This is a genomic window from Amycolatopsis sp. lyj-108, assembly GCF_046549005.1.
Lineage (GTDB): Bacteria > Actinomycetota > Actinomycetes > Mycobacteriales > Pseudonocardiaceae > Amycolatopsis.
Map to the genome: position 1 here is coordinate 715,482 of NZ_JAJPWQ010000003.1, position 24,174 is coordinate 739,655.

Annotated in this window: 24 protein-coding genes; 16 read left to right on the plus strand and 8 right to left on the minus strand. The window is 67.8% G+C overall.

Annotated features, from left to right (window positions below; genetic code table 11):
• The first annotated feature begins 38 nt into the window (after positions 1 to 38).
• From sufB to ACLJO0_RS15025, 7 genes are all read left to right on the plus strand, one after another.
• Positions 39 to 1,445, plus strand: coding sequence for a Fe-S cluster assembly protein SufB (sufB, locus tag ACLJO0_RS14995; protein ID WP_410579314.1), 1,407 nt, complete (start codon positions 39 to 41; stop codon positions 1,443 to 1,445).
• Between the two features lie 2 nt (positions 1,446 to 1,447).
• Positions 1,448 to 2,620 (plus strand): Fe-S cluster assembly protein SufD, encoded by a 1,173-nt coding sequence (gene sufD, locus ACLJO0_RS15000; protein ID WP_410579130.1) that lies wholly within the window; start codon positions 1,448 to 1,450, stop codon positions 2,618 to 2,620.
• 36 nt (positions 2,621 to 2,656) lie between these two features.
• On the plus strand, positions 2,657 to 3,427 hold the full coding sequence (gene sufC / locus ACLJO0_RS15005) for a Fe-S cluster assembly ATPase SufC (protein ID WP_410579131.1): 771 nt from the start codon (positions 2,657 to 2,659) through the stop codon (positions 3,425 to 3,427).
• A 38-nt stretch (positions 3,428 to 3,465) separates the two neighbouring features.
• Positions 3,466 to 4,755: a cysteine desulfurase gene (locus ACLJO0_RS15010; protein WP_125793824.1), complete on the plus strand. Its 1,290-nt coding sequence runs from the start codon at positions 3,466 to 3,468 to the stop codon at positions 4,753 to 4,755.
• Positions 4,755 to 5,204 carry a Fe-S cluster assembly sulfur transfer protein SufU gene (gene sufU, locus ACLJO0_RS15015; protein WP_125783745.1) on the plus strand — a complete coding sequence of 150 codons (450 nt, stop codon included), beginning with the start codon at positions 4,755 to 4,757 and terminating at the stop codon, positions 5,202 to 5,204. Before ACLJO0_RS15010 ends, sufU begins: the two co-directional genes overlap by 1 nt.
• Entirely contained in the window at positions 5,201 to 5,608 is a 408-nt protein-coding gene (locus ACLJO0_RS15020) for a metal-sulfur cluster assembly factor (RefSeq protein ID WP_125783747.1), read from the plus strand. Before sufU ends, ACLJO0_RS15020 begins: the two co-directional genes overlap by 4 nt.
• 336 nt (positions 5,609 to 5,944) lie before the next feature.
• Entirely contained in the window at positions 5,945 to 6,274 is a 330-nt protein-coding gene (locus ACLJO0_RS15025; protein WP_125793826.1) for a YnfA family protein, read from the plus strand.
• Positions 6,275 to 6,402: 128 nt separating this feature from the next.
• Here the strand turns inward: ACLJO0_RS15025 and ACLJO0_RS15030 are convergent, their stop codons facing one another.
• Both ACLJO0_RS15030 and ACLJO0_RS15035 read right to left on the minus strand, forming a co-directional pair.
• Positions 6,403 to 8,367 carry an ABC1 kinase family protein gene (locus ACLJO0_RS15030; RefSeq protein ID WP_410579132.1) on the minus strand — a complete coding sequence of 655 codons (1,965 nt, stop codon included), beginning with the start codon at positions 8,365 to 8,367 and terminating at the stop codon, positions 6,403 to 6,405.
• Positions 8,368 to 8,380: 13 nt separating this feature from the next.
• Positions 8,381 to 9,598 carry an MFS transporter gene (locus ACLJO0_RS15035; protein ID WP_410579133.1) on the minus strand — a complete coding sequence of 406 codons (1,218 nt, stop codon included), beginning with the start codon at positions 9,596 to 9,598 and terminating at the stop codon, positions 8,381 to 8,383.
• 89 nt (positions 9,599 to 9,687) lie between these two features.
• Here ACLJO0_RS15035 and ACLJO0_RS15040 point away from each other — a divergent pair, with 89 nt between their 5' ends.
• The 4 genes from ACLJO0_RS15040 to ACLJO0_RS15055 are packed head-to-tail and all read left to right on the plus strand — an operon-like array spanning position 9,688 to position 13,202.
• A complete protein-coding gene (locus ACLJO0_RS15040; protein WP_410579134.1) occupies positions 9,688 to 10,257 on the plus strand; it encodes a TetR/AcrR family transcriptional regulator in 570 nt (189 codons plus the stop codon).
• A gap of 9 nt (positions 10,258 to 10,266) precedes the next feature.
• On the plus strand, positions 10,267 to 11,496 hold the full coding sequence (locus ACLJO0_RS15045; RefSeq protein WP_410579135.1) for a sensor histidine kinase: 1,230 nt from the start codon (positions 10,267 to 10,269) through the stop codon (positions 11,494 to 11,496).
• Entirely contained in the window at positions 11,493 to 12,146 is a 654-nt protein-coding gene (locus ACLJO0_RS15050) for a response regulator (protein WP_125793832.1), read from the plus strand. Before ACLJO0_RS15045 ends, ACLJO0_RS15050 begins: the two co-directional genes overlap by 4 nt.
• A gap of 18 nt (positions 12,147 to 12,164) precedes the next feature.
• Positions 12,165 to 13,202, plus strand: coding sequence for a serine hydrolase (locus tag ACLJO0_RS15055; protein WP_410579136.1), 1,038 nt, complete (start codon positions 12,165 to 12,167; stop codon positions 13,200 to 13,202).
• Between the two features lie 291 nt (positions 13,203 to 13,493).
• Here ACLJO0_RS15055 and ACLJO0_RS15060 read toward each other — a convergent pair whose 3' ends face one another.
• Together ACLJO0_RS15060 and ACLJO0_RS15065 are read right to left on the minus strand one after the other, a co-directional pair.
• The gene (locus ACLJO0_RS15060) at positions 13,494 to 14,993 is read right to left on the minus strand and encodes a caspase domain-containing protein (protein ID WP_410579137.1); all 1,500 of its coding nucleotides are present in this window, start codon (positions 14,991 to 14,993) and stop codon (positions 13,494 to 13,496) included.
• Positions 14,980 to 15,336: an effector-associated constant component EACC1 gene (locus ACLJO0_RS15065; protein ID WP_410579138.1), complete on the minus strand. Its 357-nt coding sequence runs from the start codon at positions 15,334 to 15,336 to the stop codon at positions 14,980 to 14,982. The genes ACLJO0_RS15060 and ACLJO0_RS15065 overlap by 14 nt, the downstream gene beginning before the upstream one ends.
• A 519-nt stretch (positions 15,337 to 15,855) precedes the next feature.
• Here ACLJO0_RS15065 and ACLJO0_RS15070 point away from each other — a divergent pair.
• Positions 15,856 to 15,999 carry a hypothetical protein gene (locus ACLJO0_RS15070; RefSeq protein ID WP_410579139.1) on the plus strand — a complete coding sequence of 48 codons (144 nt, stop codon included), beginning with the start codon at positions 15,856 to 15,858 and terminating at the stop codon, positions 15,997 to 15,999.
• Positions 16,000 to 16,171: 172 nt separating this feature from the next.
• Here ACLJO0_RS15070 and ACLJO0_RS15075 read toward each other — a convergent pair whose 3' ends face one another.
• Entirely contained in the window at positions 16,172 to 16,813 is a 642-nt protein-coding gene (locus tag ACLJO0_RS15075; RefSeq protein ID WP_410579140.1) for a TetR/AcrR family transcriptional regulator, read from the minus strand.
• A 91-nt stretch (positions 16,814 to 16,904) separates the two neighbouring features.
• Between ACLJO0_RS15075 and ACLJO0_RS15080 the strand changes: the two genes are divergently transcribed.
• Entirely contained in the window at positions 16,905 to 17,882 is a 978-nt protein-coding gene (locus ACLJO0_RS15080; RefSeq protein ID WP_410579141.1) for an SDR family NAD(P)-dependent oxidoreductase, read from the plus strand.
• Positions 17,883 to 17,925: 43 nt separating this feature from the next.
• Here ACLJO0_RS15080 and cysC read toward each other — a convergent pair whose 3' ends face one another.
• Together cysC and cysD are read right to left on the minus strand one after the other, a co-directional pair.
• Positions 17,926 to 19,752 carry an adenylyl-sulfate kinase gene (gene cysC / locus ACLJO0_RS15085; RefSeq protein ID WP_410579142.1) on the minus strand — a complete coding sequence of 609 codons (1,827 nt, stop codon included), beginning with the start codon at positions 19,750 to 19,752 and terminating at the stop codon, positions 17,926 to 17,928.
• Positions 19,752 to 20,660 carry a sulfate adenylyltransferase subunit CysD gene (gene cysD, locus ACLJO0_RS15090; protein WP_410579143.1) on the minus strand — a complete coding sequence of 303 codons (909 nt, stop codon included), beginning with the start codon at positions 20,658 to 20,660 and terminating at the stop codon, positions 19,752 to 19,754. Before cysD ends, cysC begins: the two co-directional genes overlap by 1 nt.
• Before the next feature lie 77 nt (positions 20,661 to 20,737).
• On the opposite strand from cysD, the gene ACLJO0_RS15095 reads away from it, so the two are divergent.
• Positions 20,738 to 21,214 carry a nuclear transport factor 2 family protein gene (locus tag ACLJO0_RS15095; protein ID WP_410579144.1) on the plus strand — a complete coding sequence of 159 codons (477 nt, stop codon included), beginning with the start codon at positions 20,738 to 20,740 and terminating at the stop codon, positions 21,212 to 21,214.
• A 38-nt stretch (positions 21,215 to 21,252) separates the two neighbouring features.
• On the opposite strand, the gene ACLJO0_RS15100 is transcribed toward ACLJO0_RS15095, so the two are convergent.
• The gene (locus ACLJO0_RS15100; RefSeq protein WP_410579145.1) at positions 21,253 to 22,128 is read right to left on the minus strand and encodes a helix-turn-helix domain-containing protein; all 876 of its coding nucleotides are present in this window, start codon (positions 22,126 to 22,128) and stop codon (positions 21,253 to 21,255) included.
• An 87-nt stretch (positions 22,129 to 22,215) separates the two neighbouring features.
• On the opposite strand from ACLJO0_RS15100, the gene ACLJO0_RS15105 reads away from it, so the two are divergent.
• Together ACLJO0_RS15105 and ACLJO0_RS15110 are read left to right on the plus strand one after the other, a co-directional pair.
• Positions 22,216 to 23,385: a hypothetical protein gene (locus tag ACLJO0_RS15105; protein WP_410579146.1), complete on the plus strand. Its 1,170-nt coding sequence runs from the start codon at positions 22,216 to 22,218 to the stop codon at positions 23,383 to 23,385.
• Positions 23,382 to 24,164, plus strand: coding sequence for an SDR family oxidoreductase (locus ACLJO0_RS15110; RefSeq protein WP_410579147.1), 783 nt, complete (start codon positions 23,382 to 23,384; stop codon positions 24,162 to 24,164). The genes ACLJO0_RS15105 and ACLJO0_RS15110 overlap by 4 nt, the downstream gene beginning before the upstream one ends.
• Positions 24,165 to 24,174: the final 10 nt, after the last annotated feature.

A 24,174-nucleotide genomic window follows, 5' to 3' on the forward strand; every position in this document is an offset into this window, starting at 1 on the left:
CTGCCGCTGCCGAGCAGCGCACTCCCACCACCGCGCCCATGAGCCAGGAAGAGACCATCGAGTCCCTTGGCAAGTACGCGTTCGGCTGGGCGGACTCCGACGAGGCGGGCTCAACGGCCCGTCGAGGACTGAACGAGGACGTCGTCACCGACATCTCCTCGAAGAAGTCCGAGCCGGAGTGGATGCGCGAAGCACGACTGAAGGCGCTCAAGCTCTTCGACTTGAAGCCGATGCCCAACTGGGGTGCGGACCTCTCCGGGATCGACTTCGACAACATCAAGTACTTCGTGCGGTCCAGTGAGAAGCAGGCCACTTCCTGGGAAGACCTGCCCGAGGACATCAAGAACACGTACGACCGGCTCGGCATCCCCGAGGCGGAGAAGCAGCGCCTCGTCGCCGGTGTCGCCGCGCAGTACGAGTCCGAGGTCGTCTACCACTCGATCCGTGAGGATCTGGAGGCGCAGGGCGTTCTGTTCCTGGACACCGACACCGCGCTCAAGGAGCACCCGGAGATCTTCAAGGAGTACTTCGGCTCCGTGATCCCGGCCGGGGACAACAAGTTCTCCGCGCTGAACACCGCGGTGTGGTCGGGCGGTTCGTTCATCTACGTGCCCAAGGGCGTCAAGGTGGACATCCCGCTGCAGGCCTACTTCCGGATCAACACCGAGAACATGGGTCAGTTCGAGCGGACCCTGATCATCGTCGACGAAGACGCCTACGTGCACTACGTCGAGGGTTGCACCGCGCCGATCTACCAGTCCGACTCGCTGCACTCGGCGGTCGTGGAGATCATCGTGAAGAAGGGCGCCCGCTGCCGTTACACGACCATCCAGAACTGGTCGAACAACGTCTACAACCTGGTCACCAAGCGCGCCAAGTGCGAAGAGGGCGCGACCATGGAGTGGATCGACGGCAACATCGGTTCCAAGGTCACGATGAAGTACCCGTCCGTGTTCCTCATGGGCGAGCACGCCAAGGGTGAGGTCCTCTCGGTCGCGTTCGCGGGCGAAGGCCAGCACCAGGACGCCGGCGCGAAGATGGAGCACCTGGCGCCGCACACCTCCTCGACCATCGTGTCGAAGTCGGTGGCGCGCGGCGGTGGCCGCACCTCGTACCGCGGCCTGGTCAAGGTCGCGAAGCGGGCGCACCACTCGCGGTCCAGCGTGGTCTGTGACGCGCTGCTCGTCGACACGATCTCGCGGTCGGACACGTATCCGTACGTCGACATCCGCAACGACGAGGTCTCCATGGGCCACGAGGCGACCGTCTCGAAGGTCAGCGAAGACCAGATGTTCTACCTCATGTCGCGCGGTCTCGACGAGGCCGAGGCCATGGCGATGATCGTGCGCGGGTTCGTCGAGCCCATCGCGCGTGAGCTGCCGATGGAGTACGCGCTCGAGCTGAACCGCCTGATCGAGCTTCAGATGGAAGGGTCCGTCGGCTAGTCATGTCGGTTACCGAGAACAACGTTTCCGAAGCGATGCGCGAAGGGGTCGTCATTCCGGCGACCTCTCGCGCGGAGCGCTTCACCTCCTACGACGTCGAGGCCTTCGAGGTTCCCGGCGGCCGTGAGGAGAACTGGCGTTTCACTCCGATGAAGCGGCTGCGCGGCCTGCACGACGGGTCCGCCGCCGCTTCGGGTTCGGCCACAGTGGACGCCGACGCCGCGCCCGAACTGAAGATCGAGCAGGTCGGCCGGGACGACGAGCGCCTCGGCGCCGCGGGTGTCCCGAGCGACCGGATCGCCGCGCAGGCGTACTCCTCGTTCACCGAGGCCACCGTCATCACGGTGCCCAAGGAGACGAAGACGTCGAAGCCGTCGACGGTGAAGATCACCGGCCCCGGCGAGGGCAAGGTCGCCTACGGGCACATGCAGGTGCGCGCCGAACAGTTCTCCGAGGCCGTCATCGTCCTCGACCACGTCGGCTCCGGCACCTACGCCGACAACGTCGAGTTCGTCATCGGCGATTCGGCGAACGTGACCGTGGTCAGCGTCCAGGACTGGGCCGACGACGCGGTGCACGTCTCCGAGCAGCACCTCAAGCTCGGCCGCGACGCCACGCTCAAGCACATCGTCATCACCCTGGGCGGTGACCTTGTCCGCGTTTCGCCGACGGCGACCTTCGCCGACAAGGGCGGCGACGTCGAGATGCTCGGCCTGTACTTCGCGGACGAAGGTCAGCACCAGGAGCACCGTCTCTTCGTCGACCACGCGGTGCCGAACTGCAAGTCGCGCGTGATGTACAAGGGTGCGCTGCAGGGCGACGGCGCGCACACCGTGTGGGTCGGCGACGTGCTGATCCGGGCGGCCGCCGAGGCCACCGACACCTACGAGCTCAACCGCAACCTGGTGCTGACGCCGGGCGCGCGGGCGGACTCGATCCCGAACCTGGAGATCGAGACCGGCGAGATCGAAGGCGCCGGCCACGCGAGCGCCACGGGAAGGTTCGACGACGAGCAGTTGTTCTACCTTCAGTCGCGCGGAATCGGCGAAGACGCCGCGCGCCGCCTGGTCGTACGCGGGTTCTTCCACGAGATCCTGGTCAAGATCGGCGTTCCCGAGGTGCGCGAGCGTCTCGAGGCCGCGATCGAAGCCGAGCTCGAAGCCGTGGGCGTCTAAGCCCTCGTCCGTCCACATCAGACTTTTAGGAAAGAAATGCCTACGCTGGAAATCAAGGATCTGCACGCCTCGGTCACGACCGAGGAAGGCCCCAAGGAGATCCTCAAGGGCGTCAACCTGACCATCAAGTCGGGCGAGACCCACGCGATCATGGGCCCCAACGGTTCGGGCAAGTCCACGCTGTCCTACGCCATCGCCGGTCACCCCAAGTACGAAGTCACCTCCGGGCAGGTCCTGCTCGACGGTGAGGACGTGCTGGAGATGAGCGTCGACGAGCGCGCCCGCGCGGGCCTGTTCCTCGCCATGCAGTACCCGGTCGAGGTGCCGGGCGTGTCCATGTCCAACTTCCTCCGCACCGCGGCCACCGCGGTCCGTGGCGAGGCCCCCAAGCTGCGCCACTGGGTCAAGGAGGTCAAGGAGGAGATGGGCAAGCTGGAGATCTCGTCCGAGTTCGCCGAGCGTTCGGTGAACGAGGGTTTCTCCGGCGGCGAGAAGAAGCGCCACGAGATCCTGCAGCTGGCGCTGCTCAAGCCGAAGATCGCCATCCTCGACGAGACCGACTCCGGCCTCGACGTCGACGCGCTGCGCGTCGTGTCCGAGGGCGTCAACGAGTTCAAGGCCAACAACGACGCCGGCGTCATGCTGATCACGCACTACACGCGGATCCTGCGGCACATCACGCCCGACTTCGTGCACGTCTTCGCCGGCGGCAAGATCGTCGCGTCCGGTGGCCGTGAGCTCGCGGACGAGCTGGAGGAGCACGGCTACGTCAAGTACGCCGGCTCCACCGAGACCGCCGCCGTCTGATCACTGTTTCCGCGACTACACCGAGAGGAGTTGGCCCGATGACCACCACCACGGCTAACTCTGCTGCACCGCTGGACGTAGCGGCCATCAGGGCCGACTTCCCGATCCTGACCCGCACGGTGCGGGACGGGAAACCCTTGGTGTATCTGGATTCCGGTGCGACGTCCCAGAAACCGGCGCAGGTGCTCGAAGCCGAGCGCCGGTTCCTGGAGACCTCGAACGCCGCGGTGCACCGCGGCGCGCACCAGCTCGCCGAGGAAGCGACCGACGCCTACGAATCCGCCCGCGTGCGGATCGCGGAGTTCGTCGGCGCCTCCCCCCACGAGCTGGTGTTCACCAAGAACGCCACCGAGGGCATCAACCTCGTCGCCTACGCGATGAGCAACGCCGCCACGGCCGGTCCCGGGGCCGAGCGGTTCAAGATCGGTCCCGGCGACGAGATCGTCATCACCGAGATGGAGCACCACGCGAACCTGGTGCCGTGGCAGCAGCTCTGTCAGCGCACCGGCGCGACGCTGAAGTGGTTCTCCGTCACCGCGGACGGCCGCCTCGATCTGTCCAATGTGGACGAGCTGATCACCGAGCGGACCAAGGTGCTGGCGTTCACGCACCAGTCCAACGTGCTCGGCACGATCAACCCCGTCGAGTTCCTGGTGAAGAAGGCCCGCAAGGTCGGCGCGCTGGTCGTACTGGACGCCTGCCAGTCGGTGCCGCACTTCCCGGTGGACTTCCACGCGCTGGACGTCGACTTCGCCGCCTTCGCCGGGCACAAGATGGTCGGCCCGTACGGCATCGGTGTCCTTTATGGACGCCGTGAACTGCTCGAAGCGATGCCGCCGTTCCTGACCGGCGGCTCGATGATCGAGCTGGTCCGCATGGAGCAGACCACCTTCGCCGCGCCGCCGCAGCGGTTCGAGGCAGGCACCCCGATGACGTCGCAGGCCGTCGGCCTCGGCGCGGCCGCGGACTACCTGTCGGCGATCGGCATGGAACGGGTCGCCGCGCACGAACACCTTCTCACCGAGGCGGCGCTGGCCGGGCTCGGCGAGATCCCCGGTGTGCGGATCATCGGCCCCACCGACATGACCGACCGCGGCGGACTGGTGTCGTTCGTCATCGACGGCGTCCACCCGCACGACTCGGGCCAGGTGCTGGACAGCCTCGGCATCGCCGTCCGCGTCGGGCACCACTGCGCGTGGCCGCTGCACCGGGCCTGCTCGGTGCCCGCGACCGTGCGCGCGTCGTTCTACGTCTACAACACGCTGTCCGAGGTGGACGCGCTGGTGAACGGCGTGCGTGAGGCGCAGAAGTTCTTCGGGGTGGCTTGATGAATCTCGAGAGCATGTACCAGGAGATCATCCTGGACCACTACAAGAACCCGCACGGCCGCGGTCTGCGCGAGCCGTTCGACGCCGAATCGTTCCAGGTCAACCCGACCTGTGGCGACGAGGTGACACTGCGGGTGAAGGTCGACGACGGGAAGGTCGCCGACGTCTCCTACGAGGGACAGGGCTGTTCGATCAGCCAGGCTTCCACTTCGGTCTTGACGGATCTCGTCGTCGGGCACACCGTGGAGGAGGCGTTCACCACCATGGACGCCTTCGTCGAGCTGATGCAGGGCAAAGGGCAGATCGAACCGGACGAGGAAGTGCTGGAGGACGGCATCGCCTTCGCCGGCGTCGCCAAGTACCCGGCCCGCGTGAAATGCGCCCTGCTCGGGTGGATGGCGTTCAAGGACGCCGTCACCCGCACGACCAACGGAGTTGAGACGGCATGACCGAACAGCAGACCGAAACCCGCGAGGGGCGCACGGCCGCCGACCTCGACGCCGAGACCACCGCCGCCCCGGACAGCGCCGACGTGGCGAAGGTCGAGGACGTCGAAGAGGCGATGCGTGACGTCGTCGACCCCGAACTCGGCATCAACGTCGTGGACCTCGGGCTGGTCTACGGCATCCATGTCGAGGCGGACAACACCGCCACCATCGACATGACCCTGACCTCGGCGGCCTGCCCGCTGACCGACGTCATCGAGGACCAGACCGGAGCCGCCCTCGTCGGCGGTGGAACCGGACTGGTCAAGGACTTCCGGATCAACTGGGTCTGGATGCCGCCGTGGGGCCCGGAGAAGATCACCGACGACGGCCGCGAACAGCTGCGTGCCCTGGGCTTCACCGTCTGACCGCTCTTTTGCGCGCTATGAAAGGTCCTTTCCTTGCAAATTTTGCAAGGAAAGGACCTTTCATAGCATTGGGGGCCTTCACGGACTGGCGACCGGAGCGTATAACGGCCTATACCGCGTCGCAGGCGCGAGTCGGAATCGTGAAAGCTTCGGCTCGTTAGAGCCAAGAGTGTCCTAAGTACGTGTCGTCCGGTCGGCATCGGTACAGCGGACCCAATGCCTCACTGGTCACTCCTGTCAGGGAAGGAGTCGGTCGCCGCGAGGGAAAGGCGCCTTCAAGACATGAGGATCGGGGCGCTCAGGCGTGGCTCGGCCGCGCCGCAATAGGCTGCCCGGATGATCGTCCGGTCCATCGCGCTCTTCGCGCTCGCCGCCCTGCTGGAGATCGGCGGCGCCTGGCTGATCTGGCAAGGGGTGCGGGAGCACCGCGGCTACCTCTGGATCGGCGCGGGCGTCGTGGCACTTGGCCTCTACGGTTTCGTCGCGACCTTGCAGCCCGACGCGAACTTCGGCCGCATCCTCGCCGCGTACGGCGGAGTGTTCGTCGCGGGTTCGCTGGCGTGGGGGATGGTCGCCGACGGCTACCGGCCGGATCGCTACGACGTCGTCGGTGCCTTGATCTGCCTGGCCGGGGTCGGCGTCATCATGTACGCGCCCCGGGGCTGAGCGGAACCGCCGGCGTTAGTCTGCGTTTTTCGCCGAAGCGGGTCTTCCCGGGGATCCCTTGTCCGACACCGGATTCCGTACCTCGCGGAACCTCGTGTTCGCCGGTGCCGGGCTCGTCGTCCTCGGTGTCATCGGGACGATCGTGAGCGTTGTCCGGTCCGCCGGAAAACGACGAAGAGCAGCCGCAATCCCACCAGCGCGCTGACCACCAGCAGGTTGTAGCCGAACATCTGGTGCAGCGTGACCCCGGGCAGCATCTGCGGGCCGGTCGCGCTGCCCAGCAGCAGTACGGCCATCAGCCCGGTGGCCGCGCCGACGAACGCCAGCAGGACTTCGTGCACCAGTCCGGTGACCACGTCGCGGTCGCGTTCGTCGGAGAACAGCCGGACGTTGACCGAAAGCCTGCCCTGTTCCAGCGCGTTGCCGATCCGGTCGACGCGGCGGGGCAGCCGTCGCAGCACCGGCAGGAGCGCCATCAGTTCGTTGGTTGCCGTGGAGCGCAACGACTCCGGCCGCAGTCCGGCGCCGACCTGCTCGGCGGCGTAGGCGCGGGATTCGACAACGATGTTGAATCCCGGCGCCAGCGCGGCCAGTGTTCCCTCCAAAGTGGCCAGTGCGCGGAACACCGCGGCGATCGGCGGGGGCACGCTGAGCCGGAAGTCGGCGATCACCCGGAACAGATCGGTGAACATGTCCAGATCCGGCGCCTGTCCGTGGTTGAAATGCTTGGCCACCAACGCTCCCAGCGCCCGCTCCAGCCGTCGCTCCTCGATCTCGTCCGGCCGGTCGACGATCTCCAGCAGACCGTCGCGCAACGCGGCGGGGTCGCCTCGGTCGAGGGCGAGGATGAGGTTCTGCAATCCGGCGCGCAGACCCGAGTCGAGCCGTCCGACGGAGCCGAAGTCGAGCAGGCCCAGTCTGCCGTCGGTGAGCAGCAGGACGTTGCCGGGATGCGGGTCGGCGTGGAAGACGCCGCTGCCCATCACCTGGCCGAGCACGCAGCGCAGCATCGACCGCGCGAGCTTTGCCCGCTCCGCGACCGGGACCTGTTCCCTGGCGGCGGCGAGCGGTTTGCCGTCGAGGCGCCGCATCACCAGGACACGTTCGGTGGACAGTTCTTTGTGGACGGTCGGGATGGCGACTTCGGTGCCGGGGTAGGCCGCGGCGACCGCTTCGATGTTCCTTGCCTCCGTGCGGAAATCGAGTTCTTCGAGCAGCGCGTCGGCGAACCCTTCGGCGAGGTCGACGACGCCGAGCGAACGTGCCCAGTCCGCGCGCAGGTCCAGCGCGGCCGCCACCCGGCGGACGATGTCGAGGTCCCGGTCGACCAGTGCCTGCACGCCGGGCCGCTGCACCTTGACCACCACGTCCTGCCCGCCGCGCAGTTTCGCCCGGTAGACCTGCGCGATCGACGCGGCCGCGATCGGTTCCGGGTCGAATTCGGCGAAGATCTCGTCCGGGTCGCCGCCTAGTTCCTCACGCAGCACCGTCGCGACCTCGTCGGCGTCGGCGAAGGCGACCTGGTCCTGGAGCTTGCTGAGTTCGTCGATGAACACCGGCGGAAGCAGATCGGAGCGCGTCGAGAGCAGCTGGCCGAGTTTCACGAACGTCACGCCGCCCTCTTCCAGCGCCCGCCGCAGCGATCGCGCCAGTTTGGCGTGCCGGACCTTGGCGAGGCCGGGTTCACGGCGGCCGGTGAGGTAGCGGCCGAGGCCGTGTTTGATCGCGATCCGGGTGATTTGCGAGTAGCGCCGCGTCCGGGCCGCGCGCCGGCGCATTGACCGGATCCGGCCGATCAGCCCGAGTCCCGAACCCGATGGCAGGACGAACTCCGCGACGAACAGGAAGATCAGCGTCGCCAGGAACGCGCCGCCCGCCACCGGGATGACGAGCCCGGCGAAGGCCCCGCCCGCGTACATCGGCGTGGGGAACGCGCTGAGGATCCCGCCCGCGACGAGCCAGCCGAAGCCGGCGGCGCAGAACGCGCGGACCACGCCGATCCGCACACCCAGCACGCGGCGGGCGGCGACCACGAGCGGCCACAGCATCAGCGCGTAGACGGGCAGGGTGAGCAGGCCGAGCAGCAGGTTCATGCCGAAGAGCACATCACGCGCAGTCCGCGCTGGATTCCCGCTCCGGCGGGACGGTGCTCACCCTTGAGAGGGAGCGGAGCCCGAAGTTGTACGTCGTGGTCGCCTCCCGCGGCGCGAACAGGACGCCGAGAACGGCGATCGCCGCGGCCGCGAGGAAGCCGGCACGGAGGTCGATGAGATCGCCGAGGAGGCCGATGAGCGGTGCTCCGGCCGCCTGGCCGAGTGCCAGCATCAGGAAGGCGACGCCGACACCGAACGCGGGCGCCGTCGGATAGGCCCTCGTGCCCCACAGGATCAGGACACCGGTCAGTCCGATGTAGACGGCCCCGAAGAGCGCGGCCGCGATGATGAGCGCCGGGAGAGACCGGGTGGCGAGCGCGAAGAGCGCGGTGGCGACGGCGAACAGGACCATTCCCGCCGACCAGGCACGGCGCAGTCCTGCCCGCGAGGTCAGCTCGGCGGTGAACGCGCCTGCCAGGCCGACCGCGCCGAGGACGATCCACACCACCGTCGAGGCGGTCTCGTCGAGCCCGCCGACGCTGACGGCGATGTCGCGGCCGAAGGTCCAGATCGCCGCGCTGGCCAGGCCGAGCGTCGCCGCGGCGGGCAGCAGCCGTCCGGTGGCCGGCGGGAACAGCGGCGACGGCAGCCCGCGTGCGCGGTCGTCCTTGACCGGCGGCACCACCCGGGCGATCCACAAGGTCACCAGCGCCGAGGCCGCGGCGAAGGCCCACCAGGCCATTCGCCAGTCGCCGATGGCCAGCAAGGAGACCGGTCCGGAGATCAGCACACCGAGTCCGGTCCCGGCGTTCACCACGGACTGAGCGCGGTCGCGGCGGGTCACCCGGACGACGCGTGAGACCGCGTCGGCGAGCGAGGGGGAGGCCAGGCCGGTGCTGGCCCCGGCGAGGACGACGCCGAGCGCGAGGACGGCGGTGTTCGGCGCGGACGCGATCAGGGCGGTCCCCGCGGTCGCGGTCACCCCGGCGGCGAGCGCGCCCGCCCGCGCACCCCAGCGGGTGGTGACCGCGGTCGAGGCGACGACGGCGAGGCAGTACGCGACATAGCTCCCCGCCGCGATGGCGCCGAGTGTGCCGCCGTCGAGGCCGAACTCCGTCCGGAGGGTCGGCGCGAAGAGGCCGTACGCGTACCTCGCGAGTCCGTAGGAGACCGCGATCAGCGACAACCCGGCCGCGGTCAGGGTCAGCTCGCGCTTGTGCGAAGACACCATCAGTTCTCCTTCTGAGGTATACCGATCGGTATACCTCAGAAGTGTTACTGCATTTCGCGCTCAGGTCAACCGATCGGTATAGTCGAGGCATGCTGACCCCAGCAGGTGAACGCGTGCTGAGCGCCGCGACCGAGCTCTTCTACCGGGAGGGCCTGAACGCGGTGGGTGTCGCGGCCGTGGCCGAGGCCGCCGGCGTCACGAAGAAGACGCTGTACGCGTGCTTCGGGTCGAAGACGGAGCTCACGGTCGCGTACCTGCGGCGTCGTCACGACGTCTGGTGGGCGTACCTGGAAGAGCGGCTGGCCGCCGCCGACCGGCCTCGGGCGCTGACGGTTTTCGACGCCTACGTCGATCACCCGAAGCTCGGCAGCGACAGGGGTTGCGCGTTCCTCAACGCGGCGGCCGAACTGCCCACCGACCATCCCGGGCTCGACGTGATCCGGCGGCACAAGGCGGCCGTACGGGCGAAGTTCGCCGAGCTCATCCGTGAGGACGCCCCGGACGCGGACGATCCGGAGAAGCTCGCGGAACAGCTCTTCCTCCTGGTCGAGGGCGCTGTCGCGCACACCGGCATCGACGGGGACGCGCATCGGGTCACCCTCGCGAGGGGGATCGCGGAGATACTGATGCGGGATCCGCGTACGGCGGGCACACGCTAGAAAGAGCGCATGCGACTTTTCGGCCCGCTCGTGGACCGGGCGACCTACCGCAGGTGGGTCTACTTCATCCTCGGTGGCGCCCTGAGCGTGCCGTATGTGCTCTTCGCCGCCATCGTGGTGCCGTCGCTGCTGCCCCTCGTCGCGACGGTGGAGCGCGGGCTCGTCATCGCGACGATCACCCTCGTCCTGGTGATCATCGCGTCGTCGTTCATCCCCGCCGTCCGGGTGCTGGAGGGCGCGGCCGTCCGGGAACTGCTGGACGATCCCGTGCCGGGAGTGACATTCGGGCCCGCGGGCGGCTGGCCCGTCCGGCTGCGGTCGACGGCGATGTACCTGCTGCACGTGGGCACCGGTTGCGTCCTCAGCCTGGCGAGCCTGTTCGTCCCGGTCGGCTTCGGGTTCACCGTCGCGGCCCCGTTCAGCGGCCGGATCGCACTGTCCACAGAGGATCCGATCGTGGTGCCGCAGGGCTGGGCGAGCGCGTGGATCCCGGTGGCGTTCCTGCTCGGCGTCGTGGTGCTGGCCTACGTCGTGTGGGGAGCGGGCGCGGTACTGACCCGCTGCGCCAAAAGCCTGCTGGGGATCTCGGCCGCGGAACGGATCGCCCAGCTGGAGAAGCGCACCGAACAGCTCGCCGAACGCAACCGGCTGGCGCGGGAACTGCACGACTCGGTCGGACACGCGCTGAGCGTCGTGACCATCCAGGCCGGGGCGGCGCGACGGACCCTGAGGACCGATCCCGGCTTCACCGAGCAGGCGCTCACCGCGATCGAGGAGTCGGCACGGGCCGCGCTGGACGATCTCGACCACGTGCTCGGACTGCTGCGTGACGAGGCGTCTTCACGGGCACCGCAATCAGGACTGGCGGAGCTGCCCGCGCTGGTCGAGGCCACGCGGCTGGCGGGCGCCGAGGTGACGGCGGAGGTGCGGGGCGAACCGTCCTCGGTGCCGCCGGTCGTCTCCCGCGAGGCGTACCGGATCTTGCAGGAATGCCTGACGAACGCGCTGCGGCACGCCGGTAAGGTTCCGGTGACGGTCCTCGTCGACGCCGGAGCGGAGCTGTTGCGGTTGCGGGTGTCCAACCCACTCGGCACCGCGGCGCCGTCGCGGGACGGGGGCGGCCGGGGGCTGCGGGGAATGACGGAACGGGTGGAAGTGCTCGGCGGCACGATCACCGCGGGCCGCGCGGACGGATGCTGGAAGGTCGAGGTGGCGGTGCCATGGGGGAAGCGGCGATGAGCATCGGGGTGCTGCTGGTCGACGACGAACAGTTGATCCGGGCGGGGCTGCGGGCGATCGTCGCCTCGGAGCCGGACCTGGAAGTCGTTGGCGAAGCGGCCGACGGGGCCGAGGTGCCGGGGCTGGTCTCGCGGTTCCGGCCGGACGTCGTGCTGATGGACGTCCGGATGCCGTCGGTCGACGGGATCCGCGCGACCACGCATCTCATGTCCACAATGGACAACCCGCCGAAGGTGATCGTGGTGACCACCTTCGAGAACGACGACTACGTCTACGACGCCCTGCTCGCCGGTGCGAGCGGGTTCCTGCTCAAACGGGCCCGGCCCGAGGAGATCGTCGGGGCGATCCGGACGGTGGCGGCGGGGGAGTCGCTGCTGTTCCCGGCCGCGATCCGGCGGCTGGCCGCGCAGCAGGCGAACCGGGCGCCGCAGGACGGCCTCGACGGCGCCGGGCTCACCGAACGCGAACGCGAGGTGCTGCGGCTGATGGCGGGCGGACTGTCCAATGTGGAGATCGCGGGCGAGCTGTACCTCGGCGTGCAGACGGTGAAGACACACGTCGGGAACGTGCTCGCGAAACTCGGCGCGAGGGACCGGACGCAGGCCGTGATCAAGGCCTACGACACCGGATTCGTCACGCCTGCCGGCTGAACGCGGTAGGGTTCGCGAGTGGATACCAACGTCAATCGTCGTCGCCTGCTGGGGCTGGGCACGGTCGCCGCCGCGGGCGCGGTGCTCGGGACGGCGCAGGTCGCTCACGCCGCCGAAGAGTCCGAATCGGACACCGCCGCCGCCGACGCTTCGGCCGCCGCACGCCGGATTTCCCAGGTCTACGCCAGGGAGACCGCGAAGGCGGGCGGCACATGGTCGTCCTACGTCAGCGTCGCGGATTCCGCCGGGAACCTGGTTCCCGCCGTCTCCGAGCGGGCGGACGAGGTGGTCGAGGCGTACAGCGTCAACAAGATCGCCGTCGCCACCGCGGTGCTCGACAAGATCGACCGCGGACTGCTCACCTTGGACCAGCGCGTCGACGTCACGGCCGACATCGTCATCAAGGACACCGACGGCATCTTCGCCCTCGACGGGGCGTACCCGAGTTCGGTCACCCTCGGGCACGCGATGGCCGCGCTGCTGACGCTGTCCGACAACACCGCCGTCCGCCTGTGCGGCCTGGTCTGCCCCGCCGCGGAACTCAACGAGATCCTGCGCGGCAAGGGATTCGTGCACACCCAGGTCGTTCCCGTGGCGAACCCGAACCGGTTCTTCCTCGGCAAGACCACCCCGGCCGAGACGCATACGCTGCTGCGGAAACTGGTCGGCGGGACTCTGCTTTCGGCGAAGTCCACCGACTACCTGCTGAACATCCTGCGTTCGCTGAGCGCGTTCACCGACGGCGTGCGGCTCGGCCTGACCTCGGCCGAGCGGCTGCGGGTCGCCACGAAGGCGGGCTGGTTCAACAACGGCCGCAACGAGGCAGGCGTGATGTTCAGCGCCGACGGCAAGCCGATCCTGACCTATTCGCTGTTCGCCTCCGGTGAGTTCGCGGGCGATCCGGCGGTCACCAAGGACGACTACGCCGCGACGCATCCGGCGTTGAAGGCGCGGGCGAAGCTCGGGAAGACGATGTTCCGGTCGGTCGAGAAGCTGACGGCCGCCACCGCGCGCACCTACGCGGCCGCTCTGTATCGGGCATCCAACGGCGGCTGAGGTTCCCCGTGGACGGCCAGTCACACGGTCAGTGATCGCAGCAGGTTCGTCGGCCGGCGCGGCCGTGTCAGTCATGCCGCGAGGTTGCCGCGAAGGCCCTCTTCTGCCGAAAAGCGGGAGTGGGAATTGATCATCGTCAATTTCGCTACCCGGCTGATGGCAAGCTGTACGACGTCAAGATTCACGTTGCCAGAATCGCCTCTGCTGGACAGTTTCCACATCTGGCTCAGGAGCGCACTCTGTGCCGATGATCGCGTCGGCCTCGCGCATCGCCGATGGTTCAAGGGGCGATCACGGCTGTGTGTATTTGTCGCCGCCAAAGTAGGCAAGCGCATCACGGACGTACGCGAGCTGTTCGTCTTCCCCTCCGCTGACGGTAACCGTAGACATGGCGCAGAGCCACCATCCGCCTTTGACACGGTGGTTGAGGGGGATAGACGGGTGGGGCGGATGGCCGTTTTCGGTCCAGGCCACGAGGATCGAGCCGCGGCCGGCGCCCATGAGGCTGACGTGGTGCACGCTGTTCCAGCGGATTGCCATGGTAGTGCTCGTGGACCGTCGCATCGTCCTTTTCTCGATAGCCAGCCCGTCTGGGCCGATCGTCAGGATGATACGGCGATAGCAGGCCCCCCATATCATCCCGATGAGGACAGATCCAAATACGAAACCGACGATGATCGCGGGTAGGCTTCGCCACTCCTGATTCGTGATCTGGGAGCTCCCCCAGATCTCGGAATTCAGAATCTCGCCGCCGATTATAACTCCCAGAAGAAGCAATGTCGAAAAAAAGCCGATTGTGATGCCGGTTCGTGCGTTCTCCAATCTGGGACGCGTGAGCGTCACGGGCGCTGCACGTATGTCGGCGAGCCCGGGTTTGGTGTGTGCCTGGGGCTGGGGTGGCCGATGGTATGGGCCGAGGTAGTGCGCTCCTGGTGTGGCTGGCCGCGTACGCCGCTTTCCTCGCGGTGCCGCGGCCGGCTTCACCACCGCCTGAGCCGCAGGTGGTTCATCGGAGATGTGGGGGGTCCAGGCGGCGTTGCGGGCGAGGAGGAGTTCTTCGGCGGTGTCCACTGCCAGGGTCGTCGGTTCTGGCCGCAGGTGGTCTTCGGGTAGATCCAGGTGTCGGAACCGGGTACTGATCTCGGTGTGCAGGTCATTGAGGGCCAGGTGTGGGCCCGCGCTGGGGATGCCGTCGTGGACGACCTCGGTGAGGATCTTGGTGAAATAAGTTAGCCCATCCGGGCCGTCCTGGTGCAGGGCTTTCTGGGAAGATCGGGAGGCGGCCAGCGTGTAGGCGCCCTCGACCTTGGTGATCTGGCGGACCTGTTTGGCCAAGTCGTCGCCTTGGCTGTTGCGGGTGGCCAGACCCGCGAAGCAGCAGTCCAGGATCACGACCTGGACCCGTGCGGTGCAGCGGTACTTCAGCTCGTGGCGCAGGTGGCTCAACCGTAGCGAGGTGGTGTAGCGCATACGGGGGTCGCGGTGGGTGTCGGCCAGGGCCAGCCCGAGGTCCTCCCCGTCCAGGAGTTGGCCGTGGCCGACGTAGTAGAACAGCAGCACGTCGGCCGTGTCGTGGATGAGCGTGGCGATCCGCTGGTCTACACCATCGCGGGTGCTCTTGTTCAGCAGTGACGTGATGCGGGATTTCGGCCAGTTGCACAGCGGGCCGCTCAACAAGGCGTGCATCTCCGTCAGGCTGTTGGCTGCGGCCTCCATCTGCTCAAGCCCTGCGGTGTAGTGGGAGGTGCCGACCAGGATCACCCGCGACCGGGAGAAGTCAATCGCGCTCATGCCCGCCACGAGCCTCGATCTCACCGGCCGCTTGTACCAGCCGCGTCAGGGCCTCGGGATCAGGTCCGCGCAACTCCATCTCGGTCTGGCCGACCACCACCCGCGCGTGGGTCACTTTCGACTCGATCCACGTGGCTAAGGCGTTTACCGCGACAGTCACAGCGCCGCCGGTGCCGCACAACACACTCAGGAAATCCCACGCGTCACCCTGTTCGCCTGTCCGCGACACGCCCGCCACCGGTTCGACCAGGACCCCGGGCACATCCTGCAGCCACGCCTGCAGCGATCCGATTCCATCGTTGCCAGCCAGGTAAACCTGTATCTCGATCTTCTCCGTGTCCATCCCCACCGTCCCCTCCGCGCGCCCGCGGGCGCAGGCCACTAGCCAGCAGGGCGGACTGCTCCCGCTGGCGTACACATCCTCCCGTCAGTCTGGCGTCGTCCACCCAACGCCACGTTAAGTCCGATCGAAACCACTCTGCTGGCCTACTCTTCGCCGACGGATGAGGAAACGGACGGGTGTTCGGAAGGCGATTGCTTGCTGATGTCAAGAGGCTCTGTAGGCGATCACTATCGAGGAGCAGGTCGTCGCCAATCAAGAACCGTTGCTGGGCGAGGGAACGCCCGAACACGCTGACCGCACGGATAAACCTCGCTATCTCGTACCGGCAGGCGGACCGCATAAGCGAAGTCAACACTTTTCCCGAGCAGGTAGTCGCCGATATGGCGCGGTTACTCGACGAGGAGCACTCGGACACGTGGCCGCAGCTAAAGCATTAGAGCTTTTCCGCAGTTGCAACGTCCCCGACGAGGACTAAACCGACCCCACCTGTACGTCGGGTGCACGGCATGGCAGCTCTGTTTGACCAGCCGCGAATCACGCGGTGACCCCATCGGCACCGTCGCCGCCGCCATGTACGTGCTGTACAGCCCGGCTGAACAGACGTTGGCCACCGTCATGATGGACCACACCGTGCGCCTCTGGGACATGAGCGGCCTGGGCTAGTGGAGCACCCCGGCTTTTGCTGCGGGGATCGCCAAACGCCTTCTCGACACCGACTACGGCCCGGCCAGCGCGTAGGCAGCGTCCGCTCCGCTGCACGCATGCGAGCGTCATGCGCGTGCGCCTCTGATGTCGGTCATCGGTGGGCGCGGGTTGCCTTTGCGCCGTGGGAAGCCTACGGAGCGGCGTGCTCAGTGGAGTTGGGCGTGTCAAGTGTTTCCGCGTGGTGCAGGGCGATCTCCGCTGCCTGTTGCATCGCGGCGCGGGTCCGTTCGGGGGGCTCGCCGAGTTGGAGGCTGGTGACGGCGGCGGCGCTGATGGCACCCATCAGCGCGCCGACGACGCCGGCTGCGGTGATCTCGGTGAGCTTGTCCGGGTACGCCTTGTGCAGCGCTGCGGCGATTCGGGTCTGTGCGGTGAACATGGTGTGCAGCACGCGGGCCTGAACGGCGGGCGTGGTGACCACCAGCCGGGCACGGAGCGCTGCCAGCCCGTTCGGCAGGTCACCGGCGGCGGTGTGGGCGATCATGTTCTTCGTCGCCTCTGTCAGTACCTCGCGCATCGGCGCGTCGGGCCGCCGTCCCTCGATGGCCCGCACAGCCAGGTCGGTCCTCGAGTCGCCGTCGGCCAGCAGCACGTCTTCCTTGGTGGGGAAGTGCAGGAAGAACGTGCGTTTGCTGACGTCGGCGGCTTCCGCGATGTCGGCCACGCTCGTCTGGTCATAGCCCTGTTCGGTGAACAGGCGGACGGCCGCGTTCACCAGCGCCTGCCGGGTGAGCAGCTTCTTGCGTTCACGACGTCCAAGTTCGTCTGGCACAGGGCGAGCATAGTGCACCATATAACTCAATACACCGAGTGTATGAGTATGCTGAGTGCATCAATGGCGAAGAGTGTCGAGAGGTGTCGTGATGGGCGAGTTGACTGGACGGACGGTGCTGGTGACCGGTGCCGGGCGGGGTATCGGCCGGGCAGAGGCGCTGTACCTGGCGGCCCGCGGCGCGAACGTGGTCGTGAACGACCCCGGCGTGGAGATCGATGGACGTGGGGGAGATGAGGGGGTGGCCGCTGCCGTGGTCGACGAGATCCGCGCGCGGGGCGGGCGGGCGGTGGCCGACACCGGCAGCGTCACCGATTGGGTGGACGCCCGGCGCATGGTCGAGTTGGCCGTCGCGGAGTTCGGCGACCTGCATGCGGTGGTCAACAACGCCACCATCGAGGTCAACAAAGGGCTCGAACGGTTGACCGAAGCGGAGTTCGACGACGTTGTGGCGGTCAAACTGAAGGGGACCTTCGCGGTGAGCCGCTGGGCCACGGAGTACTGGCGTGGCCGGGTGGACGACGGAGTGCGCACCGACCGTGCCATCGTCAACACCGCCTCGGGCTCCGGGCTGCTCAATCCACTGCCCACGCAGACGAACTACGCCGCGGCGAACGCCGGAGTCGCCGCCATGACCACGGTGCACGCGGTGGAACTGCGGCGGTTGGGGGTCAGGGTGAACTGCGTCAGCCCGTCGATGGTGCGCACTCGGTTGACGAACCCGGTGCCCGGCATGGACCGGACACCGCCAGAGGGGGAACTGGACCCGAAGGACCCTGTCGTGGTGGCCCCGCTCGTCGCCTACCTGGTCAGCGAGGGCTGTCCGCTGACCGGCCAGGTGCTGTCGGTGCGCGGCGGCTCGATCGCGGTCAACCACGGCTGGACGCGCGGCGAGCAGATCAACAAGGACAGCGAACTCTGGACGGTGCCCGAACTCGCGGAAAACCTGACCGCGCTGCCGCTTGAGGACCCGTTCGACCGGTTGGCGATCGCGGTCGGTGGTGCCTTGGGCATCGACGGCCGCGACGCATTCGAGGCGATGGTCAACGCGGAACTCGACAAGAGCTGAGCGGCGCGGCTCGCGACAAAAGAGCAGCGGAAAGGGCTTAGGCCTATTCCAGGGCGGCGAGGATCAGCGAGGCCATCGCGGCGGGGTCCCCGTTTTCCGGGCGTAGCACCAGATCCGCGCTCTCGGGTCGCTCGTAGGGAGCGTCCACGCCGGTGAACCCGCTGATCTCGCCCGCCCTCGCCTTCGCGTACATCCCCTTGGGATCGCGGTCTTCGCAGACCTCGAGCGGGGTGTCGACGAAGACTTCCAGGAACGGCAGCCCGGCCGCCTCGTGCGCGGCGCGGGCGAGTTCGCGGTCGGCCCGGTACGGGCTGATCAGGGAGACCACCGACACCACACCGGCGTCGGCGAACAGCTTCGCGACCTCGGCGACGCGACGGACGTTCTCGGCGCGATCGGCGGGGCTGAAGCCGAGGTTCCCGTTCAGCCCGTGCCGGAGATTGTCGCCGTCCAGCAGATACGCGGGCCTGCCGGACGCGACCAGCCGCCGCTCCAGTTCCACGGCCACACTCGACTTCCCGGACGCGGAAAGCCCGGTGAGCCAGACGGTGAGCCCGCGCGTCGCGCGTTCCGCCCTGGTGACCGCGGCGGTGTGCCAGACGACGTTCGACGCCGTCACGCTCGGCCCGGTGATCATGCCCGCCGCGACCGTCGCCCCGGAGTGCTCGTCGACGAGGAGGAAACCGCCGGTGGAGCGGTTGCGGCGGTAGGAATCGAACAGCAGCGGTTGCCGCGCGCGGAGCCGGATTCGGCCGATCTCGTTGAGGGACAACGAGTTCGCGGTCTCGTCACGGTGCAGGGTGGTCACGTCGAGCCGGTAGTCGAGGTCGCGGATCTCGGCCTTGGTCTCACGCGTGGTGTGCCGCACGAGGTAGTTCGAGCCGGGCGTCAGCGAGCCTTGTTCGGAGAACCAGCACACCATCGCGTCGACGTCCCGGCCGGTGTGCGGACGGTTGCCGGGGCGGCAGATCAGGTCGCCGCGGCCGAGGTCGAGGTCGTCCGCGAGTTCGATCGTGACGGCCTGCGAGGCGAAGGCTTCGGTGACCGTGGTGCCGCCCGGTCCCCAGATCGCGCGCACCGTCGTGGTGAAACCGGACGGCAGCACGGCGACCTCGTCACCGGGTTTGAACACCCCGCCCGCGACGGTGCCCGCGTACCCGCGGAAGTCACGGCTGTGTTCCCGGATCACGTACTGCACCGGGAATCGCGCGTCGATGAGATTGCGATCCGAGGCCACGTGAACCTGTTCGAGGTGGTGTAGCAAGGAAGTCCCTTCGTACCAAGGCATCCCGGCGCCCCGGTGCACGACGTTGTCGCCGTGCAGCGCCGACATCGGCACGAAGGTCAGGTCGGACACTTGGAGTTTCATGGCGAAGCGGCGGAAGTCCTCACGGATCTCCTCGAAGCGCTCCTGCGACCAGTCGACCAGGTCCATCTTGTTGACGCACACCACCAGATGCTGGATGCCCAGCAGGGTCGCCAGGAACGCGTGCCGCCGCGACTGTTCGAGCACGCCTTTGCGGGCGTCGATCAGGATCAGCGCGAGATCCGCCGTGGACGCCCCGGTGACCATGTTCCGGGTGTACTGCACGTGCCCCGGCGTGTCGGCGATGATGAACTTCCGTTCGGGGGTGGCGAAATACCGGTGGGCGACGTCGATGGTGATGCCTTGTTCGCGTTCGGCGCGCAGGCCGTCGGTCAGCAGAGCGAGGTTCGGATACGCCTCGCCGCGGTCGCGGCTGGTGCGTTCGATGGCTTCGAGCTGGTCGGTGAACACCGTCTTGGAATCGAACAGCAGGCGGCCGATGAGGGTCGACTTCCCGTCGTCGACGCTGCCCGCTGTCGCGAGGCGGACCAATGAAGCACCCATCAGAAGTAGCCTTCCTTCTTCCGGTCTTCCATGCCCGCCTCGGAGATCCGGTCGTCGGCGCGGGTGGCGCCGCGTTCGGTGAGCCTGCTGACGGCGACCTCGGCGACCACTTCGCCCGGTGACGTCGCCGTCGACTCGACGCAGCCGGTGCAGGTCGCGTCGCCGACGGTCCGGAAGCGAACCGTTGCTTCGTAAGGGGTTTCGCCTTCGCCCAAGGTGAGGAAGCGGGTGTGCGCGAGCAGCATGCCGTCCCGCTGGACGACCGGGCGCCGGTGCGAATAGTAGATCGACGGCAGGTCGACGCCCTCGGCCTCGATGTACTGCCAGATGTCGAGTTCGGTCCAGTTCGACAGCGGGAAGACGCGGATGTGCTCGCCCTTGCGGTGCCTGCCGTTGTAGAGATTCCAGAGTTCCGGCCGCTGATCGCGCGGATCCCATTGGCCGAACTCGTCGCGGAAGCTGAACACCCGTTCCTTCGCGCGGGCTTTCTCTTCATCGCGCCGCGCGCCGCCGAACACGGCGTCGAAGGAATGCTCGCGGATTCCCCGCAGCAAGGCCGCGGTCTGAAGGCGGTTGCGGCCCGCCTTCGGATCTTCGACGACCCTGCCCGCGTCGATGTCGTCCTGGACACTGGTGACGACGAGCCGGAGCCCGTAGGTGTCGACCGTGCGGTCCCGGAATGCGATGACCTCGTCGAAGTTATGCCCGGTGTCGACGTGCATCACCGGGAACGGCGGTGGTGACGGCCAGAACGCCTTGGCCGCCACGTGGAGCATCACCATCGAGTCCTTGCCGCCGGAGAACAGCAACACCGGCCGTTCGAAGGTCGCCGCGACCTCGCGGAAGATGTGCACGGCTTCGGCTTCCAGTGCTTCGAGATGGGTGAGCTCGTATGCCGGGGACGCCATCGTGACCTCCGTGGTTCGAGATCAGAAAAGTAGAACAAGTTCTTGTGCTTGGTCAAGGGGAGGAGGACGCTGTCGGCATGGACCTGGTCGCACTCGAAGAGATCCGACGCCTCAAAGCCCGTTACCTCCGGTGCCTCGACCTCAAGCTGTGGGACGAGATGGCCGGGACCCTGACCGTCGACGCGCACGCGCGGTACGGCACGCCGTCCTACGGCAAACCGCTGACCTTCGAAGGCCGCGACGCGGTCATCGAGTTCTTCCGGAACGCCGTCGGGCCCGGCATCACGACGGTGCACTTCGCCGGGCAGCCGGAGATCGACGTCGACGGCGACACCGCGACGGGCACCTGGCTGATGCGGGACAAGGTGATCGTGCCCGAGCACCGGGTGGTGATCGAGGGTGCGGCGTACTACGAGGACACCTACCGGCGGGTGGACGGCGCGTGGCTGACCGCTTCGACCCAGTACGACCGGCTGTACGAGACGATGATGTCGATGGACGACGTGCCGAGCCTGAAACTGACCGCGAACCGCTGGTCCGACCCCCGCAATTAGTCACCTACTTGCGAGCGTCGATCCCCGCAAGTAGGTGACTAATTGCGGGGCAGGCCGCCCGATTCGGTGGTGACGGCGTCGGCGGCGGCGACCAGCGCCGCGCCCCGGCGCGCGATCTCGGCGCCGGTGATCGGCTCGCCGACCGACAGCGTGAGCACCAGCTCCTGCCGCCCCGAAGCGTCGAACGTCGGCGCGGCGAGCAGGCTCACCGCGTGCTTGCGGCGCGGCTCCAGATCGGCGCCGAGGTAGACGCGCTCGCCGAGGCTCGACACGAGTTCTCCCACCAGGCCCCGCACTTCCGGCGGCAGCTCCTCCGCGCCGACGCCGGCCATCAGCGCGTAGAGCCGGCGGCCCGCGGTGGTCAGGCTCTCCACCAGGTAACCGTGCTCGCGGCATTCGGCGACGACGCGGCGAAGGTGCGCTTCGTCCAGCCGCACCGGCACCGCCGGGGGTTTGGCGAGCCAAGCGTCGAACGCCGCGTCGGAGTCCCACAGCACGTACATCAGGCCGACCGGCGGAGCGAAGGGATAGGTCTCGCCCAGTTTCACCCGGCCGGGACCGGCGCTCTGCAGCATGAGGATCCGGTCGCCGACCACGGCCGACGCCGTGCACGTGGCGCCGTATCGCCTGCTCAGCTCCTCGAGATGCCGGCGCGCGACCTCGCTCGCGCCGAAGCCTTCGCCCGCGACGCGGCCCGCAGCGACCATGGCGGGCCCTAGCCGGTAAGTGACCGGCTGAGGGTCCCGGACCAGGTAGCCGCCCGCCGTCAGCTCGGTCACGATGCCGAGGCAGGTCGGTTTGGCGAGGTCCAGCTCGCGCGCGAGTTCCGACAGTCCGAAGCGGCGGCCGGGGTGCGCGGCGAAGAAGTCGAGCAGCCGCACGACCCGCTCGGTGGGCGGTGAGCGTCGGGTCATTGACCCATCCTTAGAACGCGTTCTAGTCTGATGTCGCGAAGAACGTACCAAGCCGGTACGTATTTGTACCAGTATGAGGAGTCGCAGGTGCTCACTCAACCGTTCGCGGACGCGATCGTCGAAGCCGAGAAGGTCATCGCGGAGGCGCCGCACATCCGGACCGAACAGGATCTGGTCGAGGGGTACGACTACCTCGCCGGCAGCATCCGCGCGTCCTTGCAGATGGCGTGGGCCTACGAACGGGACTATCCGTTCTTCACCCAGTCCACCGGGCCGTACACGAAGATGGGCCTCGACAATCCGGACACGCTGTACTTCAACGCGAACATCCGCGAGGACCGCGAGTACGTCGTCACCGGGACGCGGGGGAGCACGGCCGACGTCAGTTTCCAGGTCCTCAACGGCGACTACTCGCCCGTCGAGGTGCCCGACAGCCTCGCCGCCTTCGACGACCGTGAGATCGAGATCGCCGAGGACGGCTCGTTCGAACTCCGCTTCGGACCGGCGAAACCCGACCCGGGACCCAACTACTTCGTCCTCGGCCCTGGTTCGTCGATGCTCGTGGTGCGCGAGGTCTACAGCGACTGGGCCACCGAACGCCGCGGCACGATCCAGATCCAGTGCGCCGACACCGCGGGCGGCGCACCCGCGCCGCTCACCCGCGACGGGCTGGCCAAACGCTACGGCGTCACCGGCAAGATCCTGCTGAGCAGGCTGCGCACCTTCCTCGCCTTCCCGAAGTGGTTCTACCTGAACCTGCCGGTGAACACGATGACCGAGCCGCGGCCCACGCCGGGCGGCCTGACCACGCAGTACTCCTCGGCCGGGCACTACGAACTGGGCGACGAAGAGGTCATGATCGTCACGGTGCCGCGGTCCGACGCGCCGTACCAGGGCATCCAGCTCGGCAGCGTCTGGTACCTCTCGCTGGACTACATCAACCATCAGACGAGCCTCACCGCGGACCAGGCGCGGGTCGATCCGGACGGCAAGATCCGCTTCGTGATCAGTGAACGCGACCCCGGCCTGGCGAACTGGCTCGAACGCACCGGGCACGACCGCGGATACGTCCAGATCCGCTGGCAGCGCCTGTCCCGCGCGCTGGACGAAGCCGACGGTCCCGAGGTCGAGGTCGTGAAGTTCGGCGAACTCGCCGACCGGCTGCCGTTCCACGACGAGGCGCGCGTGACCCCGCAGGAGTGGGCGGATCGGATCTCGGCCCGTCAGAAGGCTGTCGCGGCGAGGATGCTGGGATGACGGATCTCTTGCAGGACAAGGTGATCGTGGTCTCCGGGGTCGGCCCGGGGCTCGGCAGGTCGATCGCCGTGCGCTGTGCCGCGGCGGGCGCCGACGTCGTCCTCGCCGCCCGGACCGAATCCCGGCTCGCCGAGGTCGCCAAGGAGGTCGACGCGCTCGGCCGGCGCGCGGTCACCGTGCCCACCGACATCACCGACGGCGCTTCGGCGGCGAACCTCACCGAGTCCGCGTTGAAGGCGTTCGGCCGGGTGGACGCCTTGGTGAACAACGCTTTCGCCATCCCGCCGATCATGGATCTCGCCGACGTCGACCTCGCCGACGTGCGAGCGGGCTTCGAGACCAACGTGCTCGCCGCGCTTCGGCTCACACGGCTGTTCACGCCTTCGCTCGCCGAGAGCGGCGGTTCGGTGGTGATGATCAATTCGGCCGTGCTGCGGCATTCCCGGCGGACGTTCGGCGCGTACAAGATGGCGAAAGCGAGCTTGCTCGCGCTCGCGCAGAGCCTCGCCTCGGAACTCGGGCCGCGCGGGATCCGGGTCAATTCCGTGGCACCCGGCTACATCTGGGCGGATTCACTGAAGTGGTATTTCGCCTACCTGGCCAAGGAACGCGGGGTTCCGCCGGAGCAGGTGTACGCCGAAACGGCGGAGACGATCGACCTGCGCCGCCTCCCGGAGCCGGACGAGATCGCCGACACCGTCGTGTTCCTCGCCTCGTCGCTCGCCCGGTGCGTCACCGGTCAGTGCCTCGACGTCAACGCCGGCGAATACCACCACTGAAGGGGAGAAC